Raw genomic sequence first — 17,938 nt, 5'->3', positions numbered from 1 at the left:
GATCAGTCAGCGCAGGCTGTCGTCCATGGTGTTCAGCAGCGTGCCGGAGGCGTCGTCGTTCTCCAGGGAGAAGGCGAACATGCCGCCCAGGCCCTTGCCCCTGGCGTAGGCGCCGCGGGCCTGGATGGCCTGCGGGGTGTCGCCGGTCCAGAAGTTGGTGCCGTCGTAGACCCAGCTGCTCTCGGTGACCGGGTCCCAGTGGGTGTTCGCGGCCGTCGGGGTGAGCTCCTTCCAGGCGGCCAGGCCGGCCTCCTGGCTGAGCGGCTTGGCCGCGGTCGGGCCGGTCGCGCTCTGGTAGAGGCCGTAGTTCGAGCCGGCCGGCACGCCCGTCCAGCCGCGCCAGTAGAACGGGATGCCGAGGACCAGCTTGTTCGCCGGGAAGCCGCCGGGGATGCCGTACTCCGGAAGACCCGTGGTGTAAGCGGCGAGCATGGTGTCCACGTTGTACTTGCGGGTGCCGGGGGTGATCGGCGTGGTCGGGTCGGCCGGGCTGTCGTGCAGCGGGTCCTGGTGGTTGGTCGGGCCCTTGGCGTCCCAGGCGCCGTGCATGTCGTAGGACATGACGTCGGCGTAGTCCAGGTAGGCGCCGATCTCGCCGGTCTCCAGCTGGGCGATCTTGTCCTGGCCGCTGGGCAGGGCGGCGGTCAGCAGGAAGCGCTTGCCCTGGGCGGCGCCGAGGGCGTCCAGCTGGGTGCGGAACTCCTTGAGCAGCAGGGTGAAGTTCTGCTTGTCGTTGGGGGAGTAGTGATTGCCGGTGTGGCCTCCGGCCGAGGCCGGGTACTCCCAGTCGAGGTCGACCCCGTCGAAGATGCCGGCCGCCGAGGCGGGGCCGCCGGAGGCGTCGCCGGCGACGCCGGTCGGCAGGTCGCCCTTGAGGAACATGTCGACGCACGACGAGACGAACGCCTTGCGGGAGGCGTCGGTCGCGGCGGCGTCGGAGAAGTACTTGGAGTACGTCCAGCCGCCGATGGAGATGGTGAAGCGCAGGTTCGGGTACTTGGCCTTGAGCTGGCGCAGCTGGTTGAAGTTGCCCTTGAGGGGCTGGTCCCAACCGTCGTCGGTGCCGTCGACGCTGTTCGCGGCGGTGTAGCCGTCCTGGTAGTCGGCGTATGCGTCACCGGCGCCGTCACCGGCGTTCGGGTCGCTCTCGTTGGCCGAGTCGGAGGCCTTCACCGCCTGGAAGCAGGTGAACTTCGCCGGGTCGATGTTGGCGAACGCGTAGTGGACGACGTCGAGCTTGCCGGCCGCGCCGCTGGTGTCGACGTTCTTCGGGTAGTACGCGTTCTCGTAGATGCCCCACTGGTCGAAGTAGGCCGAGCGGACGGGCCGTCGGGCGGGCGCGGTGGCGGTCGTGGTGGACACCGGCGCGGACTGGGCGGAGGCGTGGCCGCCGGAGTAGGCCTGCACGCTGAAGGTGTAGCCGGTGCGGGGGAGCAGCGAGCTGACCGCGACCGAGGGGCCCATCGAGGTGGCGACCAGCTGTCCGCCGGACCACACCTTGTAGGCGACCGGGCCGTCGCCGGAGGGCAGCGTGGAGGGCTGCCAGGTCAGCACGACGGCATCGGCGGTGACCTTGGTGACGGAGACGCCGGTGGGCGTCGTGACCTTGCCGTCCCCGGCGGGACCGCTCGCCGTCGCGGTGGCGGTCGGGGTGGGGCTGCCGGTGGCGGTGGGGCTGGTCGAGGGGGTGGGGCTCGTGGTCGCGGTGGGGCTGCCGGTGGCGGTGGGGCTCGTCGACGAGGTCGGCCCGGACGGGCCGGTCAGCGCGAGGTCGTCGGCGTAGTAGGTGCCGGTGCCGTACCAGCCGTGGGTGAAGACGGTGACCGAGCTGGTCGTCGCCCCGGTGGTGAACGTCGTGCTCAGTCGGCTCCATCCGGTCGCCCCCGGCGTCCAGGTCGAGGAGTTGACGCCGGCCCCGGTGGCACCGAGGTAGACGTAGCTGCCCTGCACCCAGCCGGAGAGCGTGTAGGCGGTGTTCGGTTGTACGGCGACGGTCTGCTGGCACTGCGCGGTGTCCGAGGCCGAGGCGGCCCCGCTGAGCGCGTGGGTCCCGCCGTGCGCCGGGGTGGTGACGACCGAGCCGTTCGAGCAGGTCCAGCCGGCCAGGGTGCCGGTCTCGAAGTCGCCGTTGGTCAGCAGGTTGACGGTCGCGGCGGACGCGGGGCCGAGGGTGAGCGCGAGGGCGGCGGTGCCGGTGGTGAGGGTGGCCGCGAGGGCCAGGGCGGTGGCCCGTCTGCGCGGTGCGGCCCGGTGCGCGCCGGGGCGCGCGGGCATGACGCGGTCGTGCATGCGGTGTGTCCTCCGGATGTGTGGGGGTTCCGGCGGTGCGGTGGCCCGGGTGGGCCGTGGGGAGCCGTGCCGGGCGCTGTGGGGGCGCGCGGGCGGGTGGCGCGTGAACTCGGTACCACAGATTGGACTGGACCAATAATCCGCGTCAAGGGTTCGCCGGTCCCGGCCGCGCCCTCGCCGGTCCCGGCCGTGCCCTCGTCGGTCCCGGCCGGTGCCGGGCCCTTCCCCCGGCCGGCGGTGTCCACCGGCCGGACCCTTCCCGGGTGAGGCTTGCGCGGACCGGTAAGTTGACCGGTACCTCGCAGGCCCGCCGAACGGAGGACTCGCCATGGACAGCCAGGACTGGGACGACCGCTACGCCGCGGAGGAGCTGGTGTGGGGCGCCGGTCCCAACCTGTGGGTCGTCCGTGAACTGACCGGCCACGCGCCCGGCCACGCCCTGGACATCGCCACCGGCGAGGGCCGCAACGCGATCTGGTTGGCCGGCCAGGGCTGGGACGTCACCGGGCTGGACTTCTCCGCCGTCGCCGTCGAGCGCGCCGAACGGCTCACCGCCGAACTGCCCGACGACGTCGCCGACCGGCTCACCTGGCGCCACGACGACGCCCGCACCTTCGACCCGCCGGCCGCCGGCTACGACCTCGTCCTGGTCGCCTACCTCCAGGTGCCCGCCCGCGACCGCCGCGCCGCCCTGCGCCGCGCGGCCGACGCGCTCGCACCCGGCGGCACCCTGCTGGTGATCGGGCACGACCTGCGCAACCTCGCCGAGGGCGTCGGCGGCCCGCAGGACCCGCGCGTCCTGTACGGCCCGGAGGACGTCCTCGCGGACGTCGCCGACCACGGCCTGACCGTCGTTCGGGCGGAGAGCGTCCTGCGCCCGGTCGGCGGCGACCCGGGACACGAGGGCCGGGCGGGCCAGGGCGGCGGCGGGGCCGGCGACACCGCCGTCGACGTGCTGGTGCGCCTGGAGCGGGGCGCCGCGTGACCTCTCCGCTCTCCCGCCGCGCCCTGCTCACCGGGCTCACCGCGGTCGTGCCCGTGCTGCTCTCCGGCTGCTCGTCGAGCTCCAAGAAGTCGGCCAAGGCCGCGAACGCGACCGCCGCCCGCGCGAGCGATCCCGGCGGCGACGCCTTCGTGATGATCATCCGGCACGGCGAGAAGCCGGACGGCGGCACGCCGGGCCTGGACGAGAACGGCAAGCACGACGGCAAGTCGCTCACCGAGCGGGGCTGGGCGCGCGCCAAGGCACTGCCCAAGCTGTTCGGCCCGCCGGCCACCGGGCTCCGCACGCCCGCCGGGATCTACGCCGCCTCCGACCAGGGCCCGCTCGCCGGCGCGCACCGGATGCGGCAGACCGTCACCCCGCTGGGCGCCGCGCTCGGGCTGAAGGTCGACATCACCTACGCCGAGTCCCAGGAGACCGAGCTCGCCGGGGCCGCGCTGGCGGGCGCCCAGCCGGTGATCATCAGCTGGGAGCACGGGCGCATCCCCCGGATCGTGGAGGCCCTCGGCGCGACGGGCAGCGGCGCGCCTGCGGTGTGGCCGGACCGCTTCGACCTCGTCTGGGTGTTCTCCCGGACGGCCGGCGGGCCGTGGACGTTCCAGGAGGTGCACCAGCACCTGCTGGACGGCGACTCCTGAGCGCCCGTCCGGCCCGGAGCAGCCACCAGGATCCCACAACGAGCCACCGCACGAGTGCAGTTCACCCAAGGACACCCCGAACGGCGGTCCGCTGCACTACCACTGGCCGCATGGACGACGACGTGGTGCCCATTCCCGAGCACCTCACCATCCGGGTCACCCACACCGACGACCCGGTCTCCGCCGTGGCCGGCCTGGAGGCGTGGGAGTCGCGCGAACGCTATCCGGACCTGCTCATGATGCCGCCGGTCTTCGGCTCGATCGAGCGCACCCCCGAGGGGGCCTGGCGGATCCTCTGCTTCCACGCGGGCACGCCGCAGGGCGCCCGCGACGACCTCGGGCACGTCTTCCGCTGCTGGGCGCACGGCGAGCCCGGGGGCCGGTGGGCCGCCCCCTGGGACATCACCGACGCCGAGCGTGCCGCCTACACCGCCGCCTACGAGCGGCTGGAGTGGGAGAAGCTCGACGAACTGGCCGTCGCCGGGCGGCGGTACCGGGTCTTCCGTGCCGAACAGGTGCTGCGCGGGGGCCCCGAGGGCGTCGAACCGCCGCGCCCCACGGACCCGGACCCGGCGCCGGTCGGCCGGGGGCACCGGGCGCCGTCCCGGGTCGACGGCTTCGTGATCGACCCGGCCGCGGCCGTCTCGCTGGTCGACGGCATCGTCCGACTCGACCTCATGACCCTGGTGCCCAGCGGCCGTTCGATCACCGAGGAGGTCCGCGAGGACGCCAGGCGGGCCTCCGCGCGTCACCCGAACGTGTTCGTGCTCCCCGCGCACTGCGCCGTCGCCGAACAGCGGGACGGGCGCTGGGGCCCGATGACCGGTGCCTGCGAGACCCCGCAGGCCGCCCGTGACACCCTGGCCGCCTACCTGCGCGAGTTCGCGCCGATGACCGACCCCGGTCTCGGCGAGGAGGAACTCGCCGCCTACGCCGCCGCGGCCGACCGCCTGGACGCCCTCCGGGCCAATGCCGTCGAGGCCGCCGGGCGCCGGTTCCAACTGGTGCGCGTCGAGCCGGTGGTGCGGCTCGGCCCGGACGGCCCGGAGCAGCCGCGCCCGTCGGATCCCGACCCGGACCTGCCGATCATGGTCCAGGAGGCCCGGGACCGCGCGGCGGGACTGGTGCCCGAGGACGAGCGGGACTGAACCGGGCGCGCAAGTCTGCCGGGGTGGAGGGGAACCCCCGTCTCCCCTCCACCGCCGGAGCCCGTGGTCAGGTGCGGTGCCGGCCACCCGGAGCCCGTGGGGTGGCTGCGGGTGGCCGGCGGCGCATGCAATGCGCGCATGCGGCACCTTCGTTCGCCGACCGGACGGAGCCGGGACCTGCCCCCGTGTCGCGGCGGGACGGCCCCCGTGTACTGCCCGTCCACGCCTTGCAGGTCCTCACCGTCCGATGCGGCGTCGCGACCGATCGTGCATACACGGACCCCGGTCTGTCAAGGATGCTTGATGGCAACGCCGTTCCGCTGACTTCTCGTCACGTATGCTTGACGACGCTGGACCCGACACCGCGAAGGAGTGCACAGGAAGATGGCCGAGGACACCGCGGCTCACCGCCGGACCATCGCGGAGCGACTCACGCACCTCATGAGCACCGGACACCCCGACGGCACCGGCCCACGGGACTACCACGCGGTGGAGCAGGCCAGCCAGGAGTACGCGGAGCGGTACCCCGGCAGCCCCACGATCAGCCGTCAGACGGTGCACAACCTGCGCAACGAGCGCGTCGCGAACCCGGGCATCAACAGCCTGACCGCGCTGGCGAACGTCTACCGCGTGCCGATCTCGTACTTCCTCTCCGAGGGGGACGCCGCCGGCGGCACGCCCGCACCCGACCCGGAGATGGTGCTCCAGCGCCTCGACGGCATCCTCAAGGTGCTCCAGCCCGACACCGCGGCGGTCCTCGACGACGACGCCCGCGTCGCCGTCCTCGCCGCCAGGAACTGCCCGATCGGCAGCGACGCCCTCGACGGCCTGCGGGCCGGCCGGTGGGACGAGCGGCTGCGCCTGCCGCTGGACGAACTCGCCGCCAGGATCAGCCTCCCGGCCGGCTACTTCGTCGACCACCGCATCCCCGCCGCGGATCCCAACGACCTGCTGCTGCTGGGCGCGCTGAAGGCCCAGGGGGCCAGAGGCATCGCCCTGCGCCAGGTCGCGGGGCTGCCCGAGGACGCCTTCCAGGCCCTCTCGCCCATGCTGGACCTCCTGAGCAAGGCCGATCCGCGCCGCCGCATGTGAACGGGCGCCGCCCGGCGGGACCGGGCGGGGCCGATTCGTTAGGCTCCCCTCCACGCGGTCCTCGACCGAGCGGCAAGGGGGAGCCCGATCAGCGTCCGGGGGCTGGCGTGCCGTTTGTCCGATGGAAGCAGAACGAACGCCTCTGGGGGCCGGAGTTGAACGACAAGGACCTGCGAAAGCACTGCGCCGACGTGGTGGCCCGGATCGACCTCCCGAGCCCCTTCAGCATCAACTCGCTCGTCGACAGCGTCGAGCGGCAGCGCGGACGCGGGATCTCGCTCGTCCCGATCCCCCTGCCGGTCCGTCAGGGCAGCCCCTGCGGCCTGTGGGTGGCCACCGACGACGTCGACTACGTCCTCTACCTCGCGGACACCAGCCGGGCCCACCAGGAACACATCGTCATGCACGAGCTCGGCCACATGCTGCTCGGCCACGGCTTCAGCGAGGCCGACCAGGACGAGGCCGCCCGGCTCCTGATGCCCACCCTCGACCCGCGCTTCGTGCAGTCCGTCCTCGCCCGCTCCGTCTACACCTCGCAGGAGGAGCGGGCCGCCGAGTACGTCGCCTCCCTGCTCCCGTTGCGGGCCGGCCGCGCGCCCTCCCGCACCAGGCAGGAGGCCGTGAGCCCCGGGATGGCCAACCTCGTCCGGCACATCGGCGCGGCCCTGGAGCGCAATTCACGCTAAGGTCGAGCCCCGTGCTGCTGCTCACCGTCGTCTACGCCGTACTCGCGGTCATCACCTGGACCGCCTTCTTCTACAAGGTCCGCGACCTCGTGCGCGACTGGCGCAACCGGGAACTCCAGATCCTGTGCCTGTCGATCGCCACGTTCGCCGCGCCGTTCGTCCTGGCCTCGCCCCACGTCTACATGGGGATCGACCGCCTCCTCGGCGTGCCGAACATCGCGACCCTGATCATCTACGTCTGCGTGGCGGTGTGCGTCTCCGGGTTCATCGCCCTGCTGGTGTCCTGGTCCTCGGCCCAGAGCGGGATGAGGGTGCGTCACTGGCTCGGCGTGGGCTACTCGTTGGCGACCATCGCCGCCATGGCCGTCTTCTTCTTCCTCGGCAACGTCGACGGCGTCGAACACCCGGTGGACTTCGACGTCACCTTCGCCGAGGTGCCCTACATCTCGGTCTTCCTGCTCAGCTACCAACTCCTCTTCACCACCAGCATGGTGATGCTCATCGTGCTCTGCCGCCGTTACGCCGCGGCGGTCGACCGCCCGTGGCTGCGCCGGGGCCTGCGCACCGTCGCCCTCGGCGCGTTCTTCGGCCTCGGCTACGGCGTGCCCAAGATCCTCAACATGCTCTGGGACCAGGTCGCCACCTCGCCCCTGCACACCGTCAGCAGCATCGGCGCCCCGCTGTCCGCCAGTGTCTCGGCCCTGCTGTTCTCCGTGGGCTTCACCATGCCCGCGTGGGGGGAGGGGCTGGACCGCCTGCGCGAGATCGCGGTCTCCTACCGCGCGTACAAGCGCCTCTACCCGCTGTGGTACGACCTCGCGACCGCCTTCCCGGAGCTCGTCCTCCTCCCGTCGAACGACCGTCAGCAGCCCTGGTCCGCCAGGGCGCTGCTCGCCCCGCCGGCCATCGGGATCCGTGAGGGCCGGATGACGCTCTCGCCCCGCGGCGGCGAGCAGGCCGACAGCCTCCAGGACCTCGACCTGCTCGTGGCCCGCCAGCGGGTGGAGATCCGCGACGCCCAGCTCCGGTTGCGCCCCTACTTCACGGACACGACCGCGAACGCGGCGCGGGCCCTCGCCCGGGAGCGTGACCTCGCACCCGACGAGGTCGAGGCCGCCGTGGAGGCCGCCCAGGTGAGCGTGGCCCTGCGGACGCACGCCGCCGGGGCGCCCGTGCCGGCGCGGGCCCCCGGCCGCCACGAGCCCGCGGCCGTCGACCCGGCCGAGGAGGTCGCCTTCCTGGTCAAGGTCGCGGTCGCCTACAAGACCTCTCCGGTGGTCGCCGCCGTCACCGAACGCTGCGGCGCGGCAGGGGCCTTCGACGCCGGGGTCGCCGCCTCATGACGCACGCCGCGACGCTGTTCGACGGGACGCTGCTGACCGACCCGCACGCGGGCTACGCGCACCTGCGCACGGCCTGCCCGGTCGTCCGCACGACGACACCGGACGGTGCGCCGGTATGGCTCGTCACCCGCTACGAGGACGTGCGCGCGGGACTGGCCGACCCGCGGCTGTCGCTGAGCAAGTCGACGGCCACCAGCAGCGGCACGCACGGCGCCTCGATGCCGTCGGCGCTCGACGCGCACCTGCTCAACATGGACCCGCCCGACCACACCCGGGTCCGCCGCCTGGTCGCGCCCGCCTTCACCGCCCGCAGCGTCGCCCGCCTGCGACCGGAAATCGAGCGCCGCACGGCGCAGCTCCTCGACCGCTTCCACGGTGGTTCGGCCGACGTCATGCGGGACTTCGCGACTCCCCTGGCGCTCACGGTGATCTGCGACGTGCTCGGCATCGCGGAGGAGGACCGCCGGGACTTCCGGACGTGGACGGACGCCCTGCGGTCGCCCGCCCCGGACGCTGCGCTCGCCTCCCGTCGGGCCCTGAAGGACATGCACGGCTACCTGGTCGGCCTGATCGCGGGAAAGCGGGCCCGGCCCGGCGACGACCTGCTCACGCAGATGCTCTCGGCCCACGAGGACGGTGACCGGCTCACCGAGCCCGAGCTCGTGGCCCTCGCCTTCCTCCTCCTCTTCGCCGGGTACGACAACAGCGCGAACCTCGTCGGCAACGCCGTCCTGGCGCTCCTGACCCACGAGGAGGCGCTGGGTGCCCTGCGGTCGGGCGGCCTCGCCGTCGGCCGGGTGGTCGACGAGGTCATGAGGTGGAACAGCCCGTCCATGCTGGCCTCCCGGCGCTTCGCCCGGGAGGACCTGGACATCGGCGGTGTCCGGATCGCCGCCGGGGAGCGGATCTGGATGTCCCTCGTCTCGGCCAACCGGGATCCGCAGCAGTTCGACGACCCCGGCCGTTTCGACCCCGCCCGCCACGACGCCGGCCGGCCCGAGGGCGGGCACCTCGGCTTCGGCCACGGCATCCACTACTGCCTCGGCTCGGCGCTCGCCCGCCTGGAGGCCGGGATCGCCGTCGAGGCGCTCGTCCGCCGCTTCCCGTCCCTGCGCGCGGCGGACCCGGAAGCGGCCGTCACGTGGTGCGAGTCCTTCCGCAACCGGGGGCCGCTCGAACTGCCCGTCAGCTGGTGACCCTTTCTCCTCCTCCCCGAGCAGGACAGCGCTTCGCCCCGCCGAGTGGGAACCCGGCGGGGCGAAGCGCTGTCACGGCTGTTCTTGTGTCAGTGACCGGACGGGGCCGCCGAGGGGGAGACGCCCGCGCTCGGGGTCGTCGTCGGCGCGGCGCTCGGGGTGGTGGTGGCGGTGGGCGTCGCGGTGGCGCAGCCGGCGGCCGTCGGGGTCGCGCCCGGGGTGGGCGTGCCGCTCGGCGTGGCCGTCGGGGACGGGGTGCCGGTGGGTGTCGGGGTGGCCGTGGGCGTCGCGGTGGCCGTCGGGGACGGGCAGGCGGTGGGGGTGCCCGTCGGGGTGGCCGTGGGCGTGCCGGTCGGGGTCGCCGTGGGCGTTCCGGTGGGCGTGGCCGTCGGGGACGGGCTGCCGCTCGGGGTGGCGGTCGGCGAGGGAGAGCCGCTGGGCGTCGGCTGCGGGTCCGCCGTGGGCGTCGGCTGGCCGGTCGGGTTGGGCTGCCCGGTCGGGTTCGGCTGGCCGGTCGGGTTCGGGGTCGGCGGGACGGGCGTGGGGGGCTGCGCGCTCGGCGAGGGCTGCGGCTGGACCGGCGTCGTGCCGGGCGTCGTCCCGGTCCCCGCGGTCGTGCCCGTGGTGGTGCCCGTGCCCGGCAGCGGGAACACCGGGAGGGGCGGCAGCGGTGGGAGGAGCGGCAGCAGCGGGGCCGGCCGGTCCGGGGAGGGAGTGACGGTGCCGCTGCCGAAGTGGGCCATCCAGTTCTTGACGGTCCGCAGGTACTCGCCCGAGTAGTTGTAGCTCAGGATCGCCCGGTCGAGCTGCGCCGGGTCGGCGAGGTCGCGGCCGTTGGCGCACAGGTAGCGGCCGGCGGCCTCGGCGGCGTCGAAGATGTTGTTCGGGTCGGCCTTGCCCTTGCCCTGGGTGTCGACGCCCCAGGTCGCCCAGGTGGACGGGATGAACTGCATCGGCCCGACCGCGCGGTCCCAGCGGGTGTCGCCGTCGAAGCGGCCGCCGTCGGTGTCGGCGATCGCGGCGTTGCCGCCGGTGCCGTCGAGCACCGGACCGAGGATCGGGCGCAGCGTCGTGCCGCTGGGGTCCACCTGGCCGCCGTCGGCCTGGCCGGACTCGACCTGGCCGATGCCGGCGAGCAGCTGCCAGGGCAGGTGGCAGCCGGGGGAGCGGGTGGCGAGCGAGGCCTCGGCCTGCTTGTACGCGGCGAAGACGGTCGCGGGCAGCGAGGCGCCGGTGGCGGCGAACGGGCCGGCTCCGGGCAGGCCGGGGATCGCGCCGGGCGGCTGGGGCAGCGGGACGGTGCCGCCGCCGTCGGCGGGCGAACCGGTGCCGAGGCCGGGGATCGTCGGGCCGCCCTGGGTGCCGGGGGCGGCGGACGCGGCGCCGTCGCCGGACTGCGCGGTCACGGAGTCGGCGGCGGCGACCGGGGCCAGACCGAGGCTGGTCATCTGGGAGCCGGTCAGGGCCGCGAGCGCGGTGAACGCCGCCGCCGTCCCGGTGACCCGCTTGCTCAGCCGCACCTTTCGCCCGTTGTCCGCGCTGACGAACCTCGCCGCCATGCCGTGCCCCTCCCCGTGTGCCTGTCCGATCGTCCCGCTCAACGGACGGGTGGTCGCCATCGTGCCTTCAGGTCCATGACGATCCCCCCGCCGGGATGATTAGTATCACGACGATCCGACCGCACCCGAGTGTCCGGCGGGCGTCCCGGGGCGCTCCGCCGCCTTGACACCGCACGTCCCCGGCGGGGCACGGTAGTTGGGAGCGGCCCGGTCGTGCGCGCACCGGGCGCGGAGCCGGCGCACCCGTGGGGCGGACCGGCGGTCCGGGGCACGGGGTGGTGCGTGCGCGGCCTTCCGGGCGCCCCGGCGCCGCCCGCCGGCCACCCCTCTGACCAGCCGGGATCGCGACGGGCCGGGGGCCGTTCCCTACCAGGACGGGCGCCCCGGCGCCAGGCCCCGGCCCCAACTGGGCCCTGGACGGGTGACGTTGTGATGAAAGTGGGCATGCCAGGAGTGCCGGACCGGCATGCTGTGCCCCGTGACCGTGCGGACAGAGGCGCAGATGTGGACGGAGGCCCCGATCGTGAGCGCGAACCTGCCGGAGGCCGTCGCCGAGGGGTCGGTCCTGCCGGCTCCCCCGAGAGTCGTGGGTGACCTGGCCCGGGACCTGAGCCAGGCGGCGGCGGCCGTCCGGGCGGTGTCGCGGGCCGGCGGCAGCGGGGGCGACGTCGCCGTGGCCGCGTACACCGCCGTGGTGTGCACCGGCCGTTCGGCGGCGCGGGCGCTGGAGGAGGCCGCCGCGTGGTGCCGCCAGGCGCCCGGGGCGGAGGTGCACTCGCTGGCCTGGGCCCGCGTGCCGGGGCACCGCGACGACGTCTACGAGTACCGCGTCACGCTGGCCGTCAGCTTCCCCGACGAGGAGACGGGGGAGCACTGCGGAGACACCCACCACGCACGGCGGTGAACCCGTACGATGGCGGCCATGAGTCTTGTGGACGCGAACGATCTGACGAACTCTTCCGCCGCCTCTGCTCCCTCGCCCACCGAGTCCGTCGCCGAGTCCGTCGCCGAGTCCGTTGCCGAGTCCGCTGCCGAGCCGCGTGAACTCTCCACCGCGGCCGCCGTCTGCGCCACCGTCCTCGGCATCGTCGCCGGTGCGGCCGTGCTGCTGGCGTCCTTCCACTGGCTGGGCTGGAACGTCCCGGTGCTCGGCGTGCTCGTCGCCAAGCTCGGGATCAAGCTCGCCGTCGGCGGGGTGGCGGGACTGGGCGCCGCGGTGGCCTGGCTGCGCACGCGCAGGGGCGCCGCCCGGACGTGACGTCCGGTCGGCGCCGCGCCGGGGGTGGTGCGGGATCAACCCGCCTGCGGGGAGGGACAGGTCAGGTCGTGCTCGGGCGCCAGGCCGTCCAGCAGGTAGCGCTCGACGACACCGGTCACGCAGGTGTTGGCGGTGGGGTACTGGCCGTGGTCGCCGTTGCCGGTGACGGTGACCAGCCGTGAGCCGCGCAGCGCGCGGTGGGCGCCGAGAGCGGCCTCGTAGTACGTCGCCGGGTCGTGCACCGAGTTGAGCATGACGGTCGGCGGCAGGTTCGCGCCCGTCACCTTCACGTGCGGGGCGTGGGTCTTGGGCCAGGACGCGCAGACCGCGCTGAAGGCCAGCGTCCGGGCGCCGGCCAGCGGGTAGCGGGCGGTGTTCTCGGCGCCGCGCTCGACCCAGGTGTCCAGGTCCCTGGTCCACGGGGTGTCGGCGCACGTCACGGAGAAGTACTCGGCGAGGAAGTCCGGGCTGAGGTAGTGGCCGAACACCTGCCCGGCCGTGTCCCTGGCCGCGGCGTCCGCGCCGTCCCAGTCGTCGACGGCCGCCAGCCCCTGCGCGAGGTAGGGGAAGTTCTCCTCCTCGTAGATCGCGCCGATCGCGCCGTTGTCGAGCTGGTTCGGGCCGATCGTCACCGACCCCGCGACGATCGGGCTGTCGTGCAGCGCCGCGCGCCGCTTCTCCCAGCGGTCCTTGACCTCCTGCGGCGTCGAGCCGAAGTGGTAGGTGCTGTCGCGGGCCGCGAGCCACGGCACGAAGTCCTCGTCGAACCGCCGCTGGAAGCTCATCGGCTGGCCGAGCTCGAACGTCTCCCAGGTGCCCTCGAAGCCGATGTTGCTGTCCAGCACCATCCGCTCGACCCGGTGCGGGAACAGCGTCCCGTAGTAGGCGCCGATCATCGAGGCGTAGGAAGGCCCGTAGTAGCCGATCTTCCGCTCGCCGAGCAGCGAGCGGAACAGGTCGAGGTCGTGGACGGTCTGCTCGGTGGTCAGGTAGGGGAGCAGGTCCCCGCTGTGCTCCTCGCAAGCGGCCACGAGGGTCTGGGCGTTGGAGACGACCCGGTCGATCGCCTCGGGGGACTGGTCGCGGTAGTCGCCCGCCATGAACTCCTGGAACTGCTCCGGGCTCTGGCACTGCGCCCGGGTGCTGCGCCCGACCCCGCGCTGGTCGAAGCTCACGATGTCGTAGGCGGCAGCGACCTTCGGGGCCTTGGTGGCGAGGCCGGCCGGGCGCAGCAGGCCCGAGGCGCCGGGGCCGCCGGCGGCCATCAGGAGGGTGCCCTGGCGGTGGGCCGGGTCGCCGGCGCGGTGGCGGGAGACGGCGATGGAGAGGTCGGCCCCGGCGTCCGGGTGGTGCCAGTCGCGCGGGACGGCCATGGTGGCGCACTCCAGGGCGGGCTGTCCGTCGCACGGCTTCCAGTCGAGCTGCTGCTGGGCGTAGCGGGTCGGGACGCTCACGGCGTCGCCCGGGTCCCGGGCGTCGTTCGGGGCGGCACTGGCGGTGGCGGGCAGTGCGAGCCCGGCCACCACGGCGGCGGCCACGGCGATGGCGGCGCGGCGGGTGCGGGAGGTGGTGGGCTTCGGGGCGGCGGTGGTGGCTGTCTTCACGTGGAAGATCCTGTCGGACCGGCGGCTGACGGGCGATCAGGCAGGCATCCGTTTCGGGGGTGGTGCCAGCTACACCCCCGTGCGGGGGCCGGCCCCCGGTCCGTCGCGTGAGGCGGACCAGGGACCGGGCGTCGGATCAGTACGCCGCGGTGAAGCGGGTGCGGCGGTGGGCGGGGGTCTCGACCTCGTCGAGGAGGGCGACGGCGAGGTCCTCCATCGAGATCGCGGAGTTGCCGTCGGCGTCCACGAGCAGTTCGTCGCGCCCGAGGCGGAACCGGCCGGTGCGGGTGCCGGGTTCGAGCAGCGCGGCCGGGCTCAGGTAGGTCCAGTCGACCTGCTCGTCGGCGCGGTAGAGCGCGAGCTGCTCGCCGCAGGCGAGGGCGATCGGGCGGATCGCGGCGGGGAAGCCCGGGGTGTCGACGAGGAGGGTGCCGCCGGTCCCGGGGACGGTGAGGCTGCCCGCGCCGCCGACGGCGAGCAGGCGCACGCCCGTCCCGGCGAGGCCGGCCAGCAGGCCCTTGGTGGCGACGGCGAGTTCGCCCTCGCTGCCCGGCGCGGGGCGGGTGGTGGTGATCACGACGTCCTGGCCGGCCGCGAGCCGCGCCACGTCCTCGGCGTCGCGGGCGTCGCCGACGGCTGTCGCCGCGGTGGCGGGGAGCCCGTGCGGCTTGCCCGGGTCGCGGACGACGGCGGTGACCTCGTGGCCGCGGGCGAGCGCCTCGGCGACGACCCGGCCGCCGACGTTGCCGGTCGAGCCGAACACGGTGATGCGCATGGGGGTTTCTCCTTCGAAGGGTTGGTGGAGTCAGGCGTTCTCGTGGACGGACGGCTTCGGCGCCGGACCGGCCTCCGCGGCGGTGGTGCGCGGGCGCTGCAGCTGGGCGGCGACCAGCGAGCCCAGGACGACGAGCGCGCCCAGGACCTGCAACGGCGTGAGGTCCTGTCCGAGGACGAGCCAGCCGAGCGCGGTGGCGACCACCGGGCTGAGCAGCGCGAGGAAGGACACCGAGTTCGGCGGCAGCGCCCGCAGCCCGCGGAACCACAGCACGTACGTCAGGGCCGCGCCGATGAGGCCGAGGTAGAGGTAGCCGAGCACGTTGGTGCCCGTCAGGTGGGACGGCGGGGCGCCCTCGACGACCAGGGCGGCCGGGACGAGCAGCAGCCCGCCGGCGGTGAGCTGCCAGCCGGTCGTCGCGAGCACCGGCGCGGGGGAGACCCAGCGCTTGGCGAGGACGAGGCCGGCGGCCATGACCACCGCGCTGCCGACCGCGGCGGCCAGGCCGACCGCGTCGAGCCGGGCGCCGGCCCGCAGCACGAGCAGGCTGACGCCCGCGACCCCGGCGATGCCGGACAGCACGGTGCGCAGCGTGATCCGCTCGCCCAGCAGCGCCGAGGACAGCACGGCGGTGACGAGCGGCTGGACGGCGCCGACGGTCGCGGCGATGCCGCCGGGCAGGCGGTAGGCGGCGACGAACAGCAGCGCCTGGAACAGGGCGATGTTGAGCGCGCCGAGGACGAGCGCCCGCCACCACCAGTCGCCCCGGGGGAGTCTGCGGGTGAGGGCGACGAGCAGGAGCCCGGCGGGCAGGCAGCGCAGGACGGCGGCGAGCAGCGGCCGGTCGGGCGGCAGGAGTTCGGTGGTGACGAGGTAGGTCGAGCCCCAGACGGCCGGGGCCAGTGCGGTCAGCAGCACGATGCCGAGTCGATGTCTTAGCACTAAGCCAATGTATCTCAGTGCTAAGGCATTTCCTGGCGCTCCGGTGGCGTGAGGTGGCTCACAGTTACCTCACCACTAAGGAACCCGGGGGGCGATCCCCTACCCTGGACCCGTGGCAGATCATGTGGACCGCGTCGTCGCGCAGTGGGGCGCCGAGCGCCCCGACCTGGACGTCTCCTCGATGGAGGTGTTCGGCCGGCTCAAGCGCCTCTTCCGGCTGGTGGACACGGAACTCAACCGCACCTTCGGCGAACACGGCCTGGACGCGGCCTCCTTCGACGTCCTCGCCACCCTGCGCCGCAGCGGGCCGCCCTACCGGCTCACCCCCACCGGCCTCATGCAGTCCGCCATGGTCACCTCCGGCGCCATCACCCAGCGCCTCGACCGTCTGGAGGCTCGCGGCCTGGTCACCCGCACCCGCAGCGAGCAGGACGGCCGCAGCCGTGAGGTCGCCCTCACCCCGGAGGGCCACGACCTCATCGACCGCGCCCTGCCGGCCCACCTCGCCACCGAGTACCGCATGCTCGCCGGCCTCGACGACGTGCAGACCGCCGCCTTCGTCGACGCGATGCGCACGCTCCTCGCCTTCCTCGGCGACAGCGCGGAGTGACGAGCCCTAAGGTATCGGCGTGAGTCTTCATCTGGTGGTGGGATACGGGCCCGCAGGGGCGGCCACGGCGCGGCTGCTGGCCGGGCGCGGACACGAGGTGCGCGTCGTCACCCGGTCGGGACGGCCCGCCGAACCCGGCATCGAGCACCTCGCGCTGGACGCCTCCGACCCCGCCCGGCTGACCGAGGCCGCGCTCGGCGCCGTCGCCGTCCACGGCTGCGCCGCGCCACCCCTGCACCGCTGGGCCGCCGAACTGCCGCCGCTGGCCGACGCGCTGTGCGCCGCGGCCGAGGCGAGCGGCGCGGTGCTCGTCCTGCTCGGCAACCTGTACGGCTACGGCCCGGTCGACGGCCCCCTCACCGAAGACCTGCCGCTCGCCGCGACCGGCCGCAAGGGCCGGGTGCGGGCGCAGGTCTGGGAGCGGGCACGGGCGCTGCACGAGGCGGGCCGGATCCGGGCCGTCGAGGTCCGCGCCGCCGACTTCTTCGGCCCCGGCGTGACGGACCGCGGCCACCTCGCCGCCCGCGTCGTGCCCCGCGTCCTGGCCGGCCGCCCCGTCGCGGTCCTCGGCGACCCGGACGCGCCCCACAGCTGGACCTACCTGCCCGACGTGGCCGCCGCCCTGGCCGAGGCCGCCGGCGACGCACGCGCGTGGGGCCGGGCGTGGCACGTCCCGACGCTCCCGCCGGCGTCGGCCCGCACGATGGTGGCCGGCCTCGCGGCAGCCGCGGGCACCGGCCCGGTCGCCGTCCGCCGCACACCCCCGGCCGTCCTCGCCCTCGGCTCCCTCGTCTCCCCGCTGCTGCGCGAACTGCGGGAGACGCTCTACCAGTTCGACCGCCCGTTCGTGATGGACTCCTCGGCCTACGAGTCCACGTTCACCCTGCGCGCCACCCCGCTGGAGGAGCAGTTCCGCGCCACGGTCGAGTGGTGGCGCGGGAGGCGCTGAGTCACGGCTTCACCGCCACCGCCTTGAAGAACGTGTAGTGGAACGTCCCGCCCGGGTCCGCCGTGCGGCGGAGGTCGGCGATGCCCTCGTCGAACGCGGCGGGGGCGGTGAGGCCGGCGGACAGGGCGTCGTCGCGGACGGACTCGACCATGGCGACGAAGGTGCGGCGGGTGAAGCCCTCGACGAGGGACGGGCGGGACGCGTCGGCGTACACCGTGCGGGGGCGGACGGTGACGTCGGAGAAGCCGGCGGCGCTCAGGAGCGGGTGCAGGCGGCGGCCGACCAGGGCGTCGCCGCCCGCGTCGGACTGGAGGCGGACGAGGTGGCCGACGGTGGCGCGGGCGGCCGGGCTGTCCGGGTGGAAGAAGGCCGACCCGTGGTCGCCCTCGATCACCGTGATCGTGCCGCCCGGGCGCAGCACGCGGCGCAGGGCGGCCAGGCCGGCCGCCGGGTCGGCCAGGTGCTCCAGGACGAAGCACAGGAAGACGTGGTCGAACGTGCCGTCCGGGAAGGGCAGTTCGTGCAGGTCCCCGTGGTGCCAGGCGACCTCGGCGGCGGGCGCGTGCGCCGCCACCCGGGCCTGCGCGCGGGCCAGGGACTCACCCGAGATGTCGGCCGCCGTCAGCCGCGCGCCGGGACTGGCGGCCAGCAGGTGCACGGTCTGCGCGCCCACCCCGCAGCCGGCTTCCAGGACCCGGCTCCCGGGCGGGTACGCGGTGCCCGCGTGGAGCAGGTCGGCGAGGGTGTTCGCCTGGTCGTCGAGGCGGCGGGCCTCGGTGTCGGAGTAGCCGTGGACGTACGGGCCGTCGTGGGTGGCGGTTTCGGTGGTCATGGCCTCAACCTTCG

At 74.4% G+C, this 17,938-nt stretch carries 17 protein-coding genes; 11 read left to right on the top strand and 6 right to left on the bottom strand.

Annotated features, from left to right (window positions below; translation table 11 throughout):
• Positions 1-6: 6 nt before the first annotated feature.
• Complete coding sequence (locus AB0C76_RS02780) at positions 7-2,289, bottom strand: glycosyl hydrolase family 18 protein (RefSeq protein WP_359958584.1); 2,283 nt, start codon at positions 2,287-2,289, stop codon at positions 7-9.
• A 328-nt stretch (positions 2,290-2,617) separates the two neighbouring features.
• Here AB0C76_RS02780 and AB0C76_RS02775 point away from each other — a divergent pair, with 328 nt between their 5' ends.
• From AB0C76_RS02775 to AB0C76_RS02745, 7 genes are all read left to right on the top strand, one after another.
• Positions 2,618-3,274, top strand: a complete 657-nt coding sequence (locus tag AB0C76_RS02775; RefSeq protein ID WP_359958581.1) for a class I SAM-dependent methyltransferase — start codon at positions 2,618-2,620, stop codon at positions 3,272-3,274.
• Positions 3,271-3,930, top strand: a complete 660-nt coding sequence (locus tag AB0C76_RS02770) for a histidine phosphatase family protein (RefSeq protein WP_359958578.1) — start codon at positions 3,271-3,273, stop codon at positions 3,928-3,930. The genes AB0C76_RS02775 and AB0C76_RS02770 overlap by 4 nt, the downstream gene beginning before the upstream one ends.
• A 110-nt stretch (positions 3,931-4,040) precedes the next feature.
• The gene (locus AB0C76_RS02765) at positions 4,041-5,078 is read left to right on the top strand and encodes a DUF5954 family protein (protein ID WP_359958575.1); all 1,038 of its coding nucleotides are present in this window, start codon (positions 4,041-4,043) and stop codon (positions 5,076-5,078) included.
• A gap of 384 nt (positions 5,079-5,462) precedes the next feature.
• Positions 5,463-6,170 carry a hypothetical protein gene (locus tag AB0C76_RS02760; protein ID WP_359958573.1) on the top strand — a complete coding sequence of 236 codons (708 nt, stop codon included), beginning with the start codon at positions 5,463-5,465 and terminating at the stop codon, positions 6,168-6,170.
• A gap of 107 nt (positions 6,171-6,277) precedes the next feature.
• Positions 6,278-6,856 (top strand): hypothetical protein, encoded by a 579-nt coding sequence (locus AB0C76_RS02755; RefSeq protein WP_359958570.1) that lies wholly within the window; start codon positions 6,278-6,280, stop codon positions 6,854-6,856.
• 11 nt (positions 6,857-6,867) lie between these two features.
• Positions 6,868-8,199 (top strand): MAB_1171c family putative transporter, encoded by a 1,332-nt coding sequence (locus AB0C76_RS02750; RefSeq protein ID WP_359958567.1) that lies wholly within the window; start codon positions 6,868-6,870, stop codon positions 8,197-8,199.
• Positions 8,196-9,395 carry a cytochrome P450 gene (locus AB0C76_RS02745; protein ID WP_359958564.1) on the top strand — a complete coding sequence of 400 codons (1,200 nt, stop codon included), beginning with the start codon at positions 8,196-8,198 and terminating at the stop codon, positions 9,393-9,395. Before AB0C76_RS02750 ends, AB0C76_RS02745 begins: the two co-directional genes overlap by 4 nt.
• Positions 9,396-9,484: 89 nt before the next feature.
• Here AB0C76_RS02745 and AB0C76_RS02740 read toward each other — a convergent pair whose 3' ends face one another.
• Complete coding sequence (locus AB0C76_RS02740; RefSeq protein ID WP_359958561.1) at positions 9,485-10,954, bottom strand: lytic murein transglycosylase; 1,470 nt, start codon at positions 10,952-10,954, stop codon at positions 9,485-9,487.
• A 478-nt stretch (positions 10,955-11,432) separates the two neighbouring features.
• Here AB0C76_RS02740 and AB0C76_RS02735 point away from each other — a divergent pair, with 478 nt between their 5' ends.
• Entirely contained in the window at positions 11,433-11,858 is a 426-nt protein-coding gene (locus tag AB0C76_RS02735) for a hypothetical protein (RefSeq protein ID WP_359958558.1), read from the top strand.
• 18 nt (positions 11,859-11,876) lie between these two features.
• Entirely contained in the window at positions 11,877-12,212 is a 336-nt protein-coding gene (locus tag AB0C76_RS02730; RefSeq protein WP_359958555.1) for a hypothetical protein, read from the top strand.
• Positions 12,213-12,247: 35 nt separating this feature from the next.
• Here the strand turns inward: AB0C76_RS02730 and AB0C76_RS02725 are convergent, their stop codons facing one another.
• The 3 genes from AB0C76_RS02725 to AB0C76_RS02715 all read right to left on the bottom strand — a co-directional run bounded on the left by AB0C76_RS02725 (position 12,248) and on the right by AB0C76_RS02715 (position 15,533).
• Entirely contained in the window at positions 12,248-13,816 is a 1,569-nt protein-coding gene (locus AB0C76_RS02725; protein WP_359958552.1) for an alpha/beta hydrolase, read from the bottom strand.
• 136 nt (positions 13,817-13,952) lie between these two features.
• A complete protein-coding gene (locus AB0C76_RS02720; protein WP_359958549.1) occupies positions 13,953-14,591 on the bottom strand; it encodes an NAD(P)H-binding protein in 639 nt (212 codons plus the stop codon).
• A 30-nt stretch (positions 14,592-14,621) separates the two neighbouring features.
• The gene (locus tag AB0C76_RS02715; protein ID WP_359958546.1) at positions 14,622-15,533 is read right to left on the bottom strand and encodes an EamA family transporter; all 912 of its coding nucleotides are present in this window, start codon (positions 15,531-15,533) and stop codon (positions 14,622-14,624) included.
• A gap of 112 nt (positions 15,534-15,645) precedes the next feature.
• Here AB0C76_RS02715 and AB0C76_RS02710 point away from each other — a divergent pair, with 112 nt between their 5' ends.
• Together AB0C76_RS02710 and AB0C76_RS02705 are read left to right on the top strand one after the other, a co-directional pair.
• Positions 15,646-16,143 carry a MarR family transcriptional regulator gene (locus AB0C76_RS02710; protein ID WP_359958543.1) on the top strand — a complete coding sequence of 166 codons (498 nt, stop codon included), beginning with the start codon at positions 15,646-15,648 and terminating at the stop codon, positions 16,141-16,143.
• 19 nt (positions 16,144-16,162) lie between these two features.
• The gene (locus AB0C76_RS02705) at positions 16,163-17,092 is read left to right on the top strand and encodes an NAD-dependent epimerase/dehydratase family protein (protein ID WP_359958540.1); all 930 of its coding nucleotides are present in this window, start codon (positions 16,163-16,165) and stop codon (positions 17,090-17,092) included.
• A gap of 1 nt (position 17,093) precedes the next feature.
• Here AB0C76_RS02705 and AB0C76_RS02700 read toward each other — a convergent pair whose 3' ends face one another.
• Positions 17,094-17,924, bottom strand: coding sequence for an L-histidine N(alpha)-methyltransferase (locus AB0C76_RS02700; protein WP_359958538.1), 831 nt, complete (start codon positions 17,922-17,924; stop codon positions 17,094-17,096).
• Between the last annotated feature and the right edge of the window lie 14 nt (positions 17,925-17,938).

This window comes from Kitasatospora sp. NPDC048722 (assembly GCF_040650235.1).
Taxonomy (GTDB): Bacteria; Actinomycetota; Actinomycetes; order Streptomycetales; family Streptomycetaceae; genus Kitasatospora.
The sequence above is the reverse complement of the archived record's forward strand: the minus strand, read 5'-3'. Positions and strand labels throughout refer to the sequence as shown.

Coding starts and splice junctions, on each gene's coding strand:
- AB0C76_RS02780 (WP_359958584.1), bottom strand. CDS start 2,289: ATGCACGACCGCGTCATGCCCGCGCGCCCCGGCGCGCACCGGGCCGCA.
- AB0C76_RS02775 (WP_359958581.1), top strand. CDS start 2,618: ATGGACAGCCAGGACTGGGACGACCGCTACGCCGCGGAGGAGCTGGTG.
- AB0C76_RS02765 (WP_359958575.1), top strand. CDS start 4,041: ATGGACGACGACGTGGTGCCCATTCCCGAGCACCTCACCATCCGGGTC.
- AB0C76_RS02760 (WP_359958573.1), top strand. CDS start 5,463: ATGGCCGAGGACACCGCGGCTCACCGCCGGACCATCGCGGAGCGACTC.
- AB0C76_RS02745 (WP_359958564.1), top strand. CDS start 8,196: ATGACGCACGCCGCGACGCTGTTCGACGGGACGCTGCTGACCGACCCG.
- AB0C76_RS02740 (WP_359958561.1), bottom strand. CDS start 10,954: ATGGCGGCGAGGTTCGTCAGCGCGGACAACGGGCGAAAGGTGCGGCTG.
- AB0C76_RS02730 (WP_359958555.1), top strand. CDS start 11,877: ATGAGTCTTGTGGACGCGAACGATCTGACGAACTCTTCCGCCGCCTCT.
- AB0C76_RS02720 (WP_359958549.1), bottom strand. CDS start 14,591: ATGCGCATCACCGTGTTCGGCTCGACCGGCAACGTCGGCGGCCGGGTC.
- AB0C76_RS02700 (WP_359958538.1), bottom strand. CDS start 17,924: ATGACCACCGAAACCGCCACCCACGACGGCCCGTACGTCCACGGCTAC.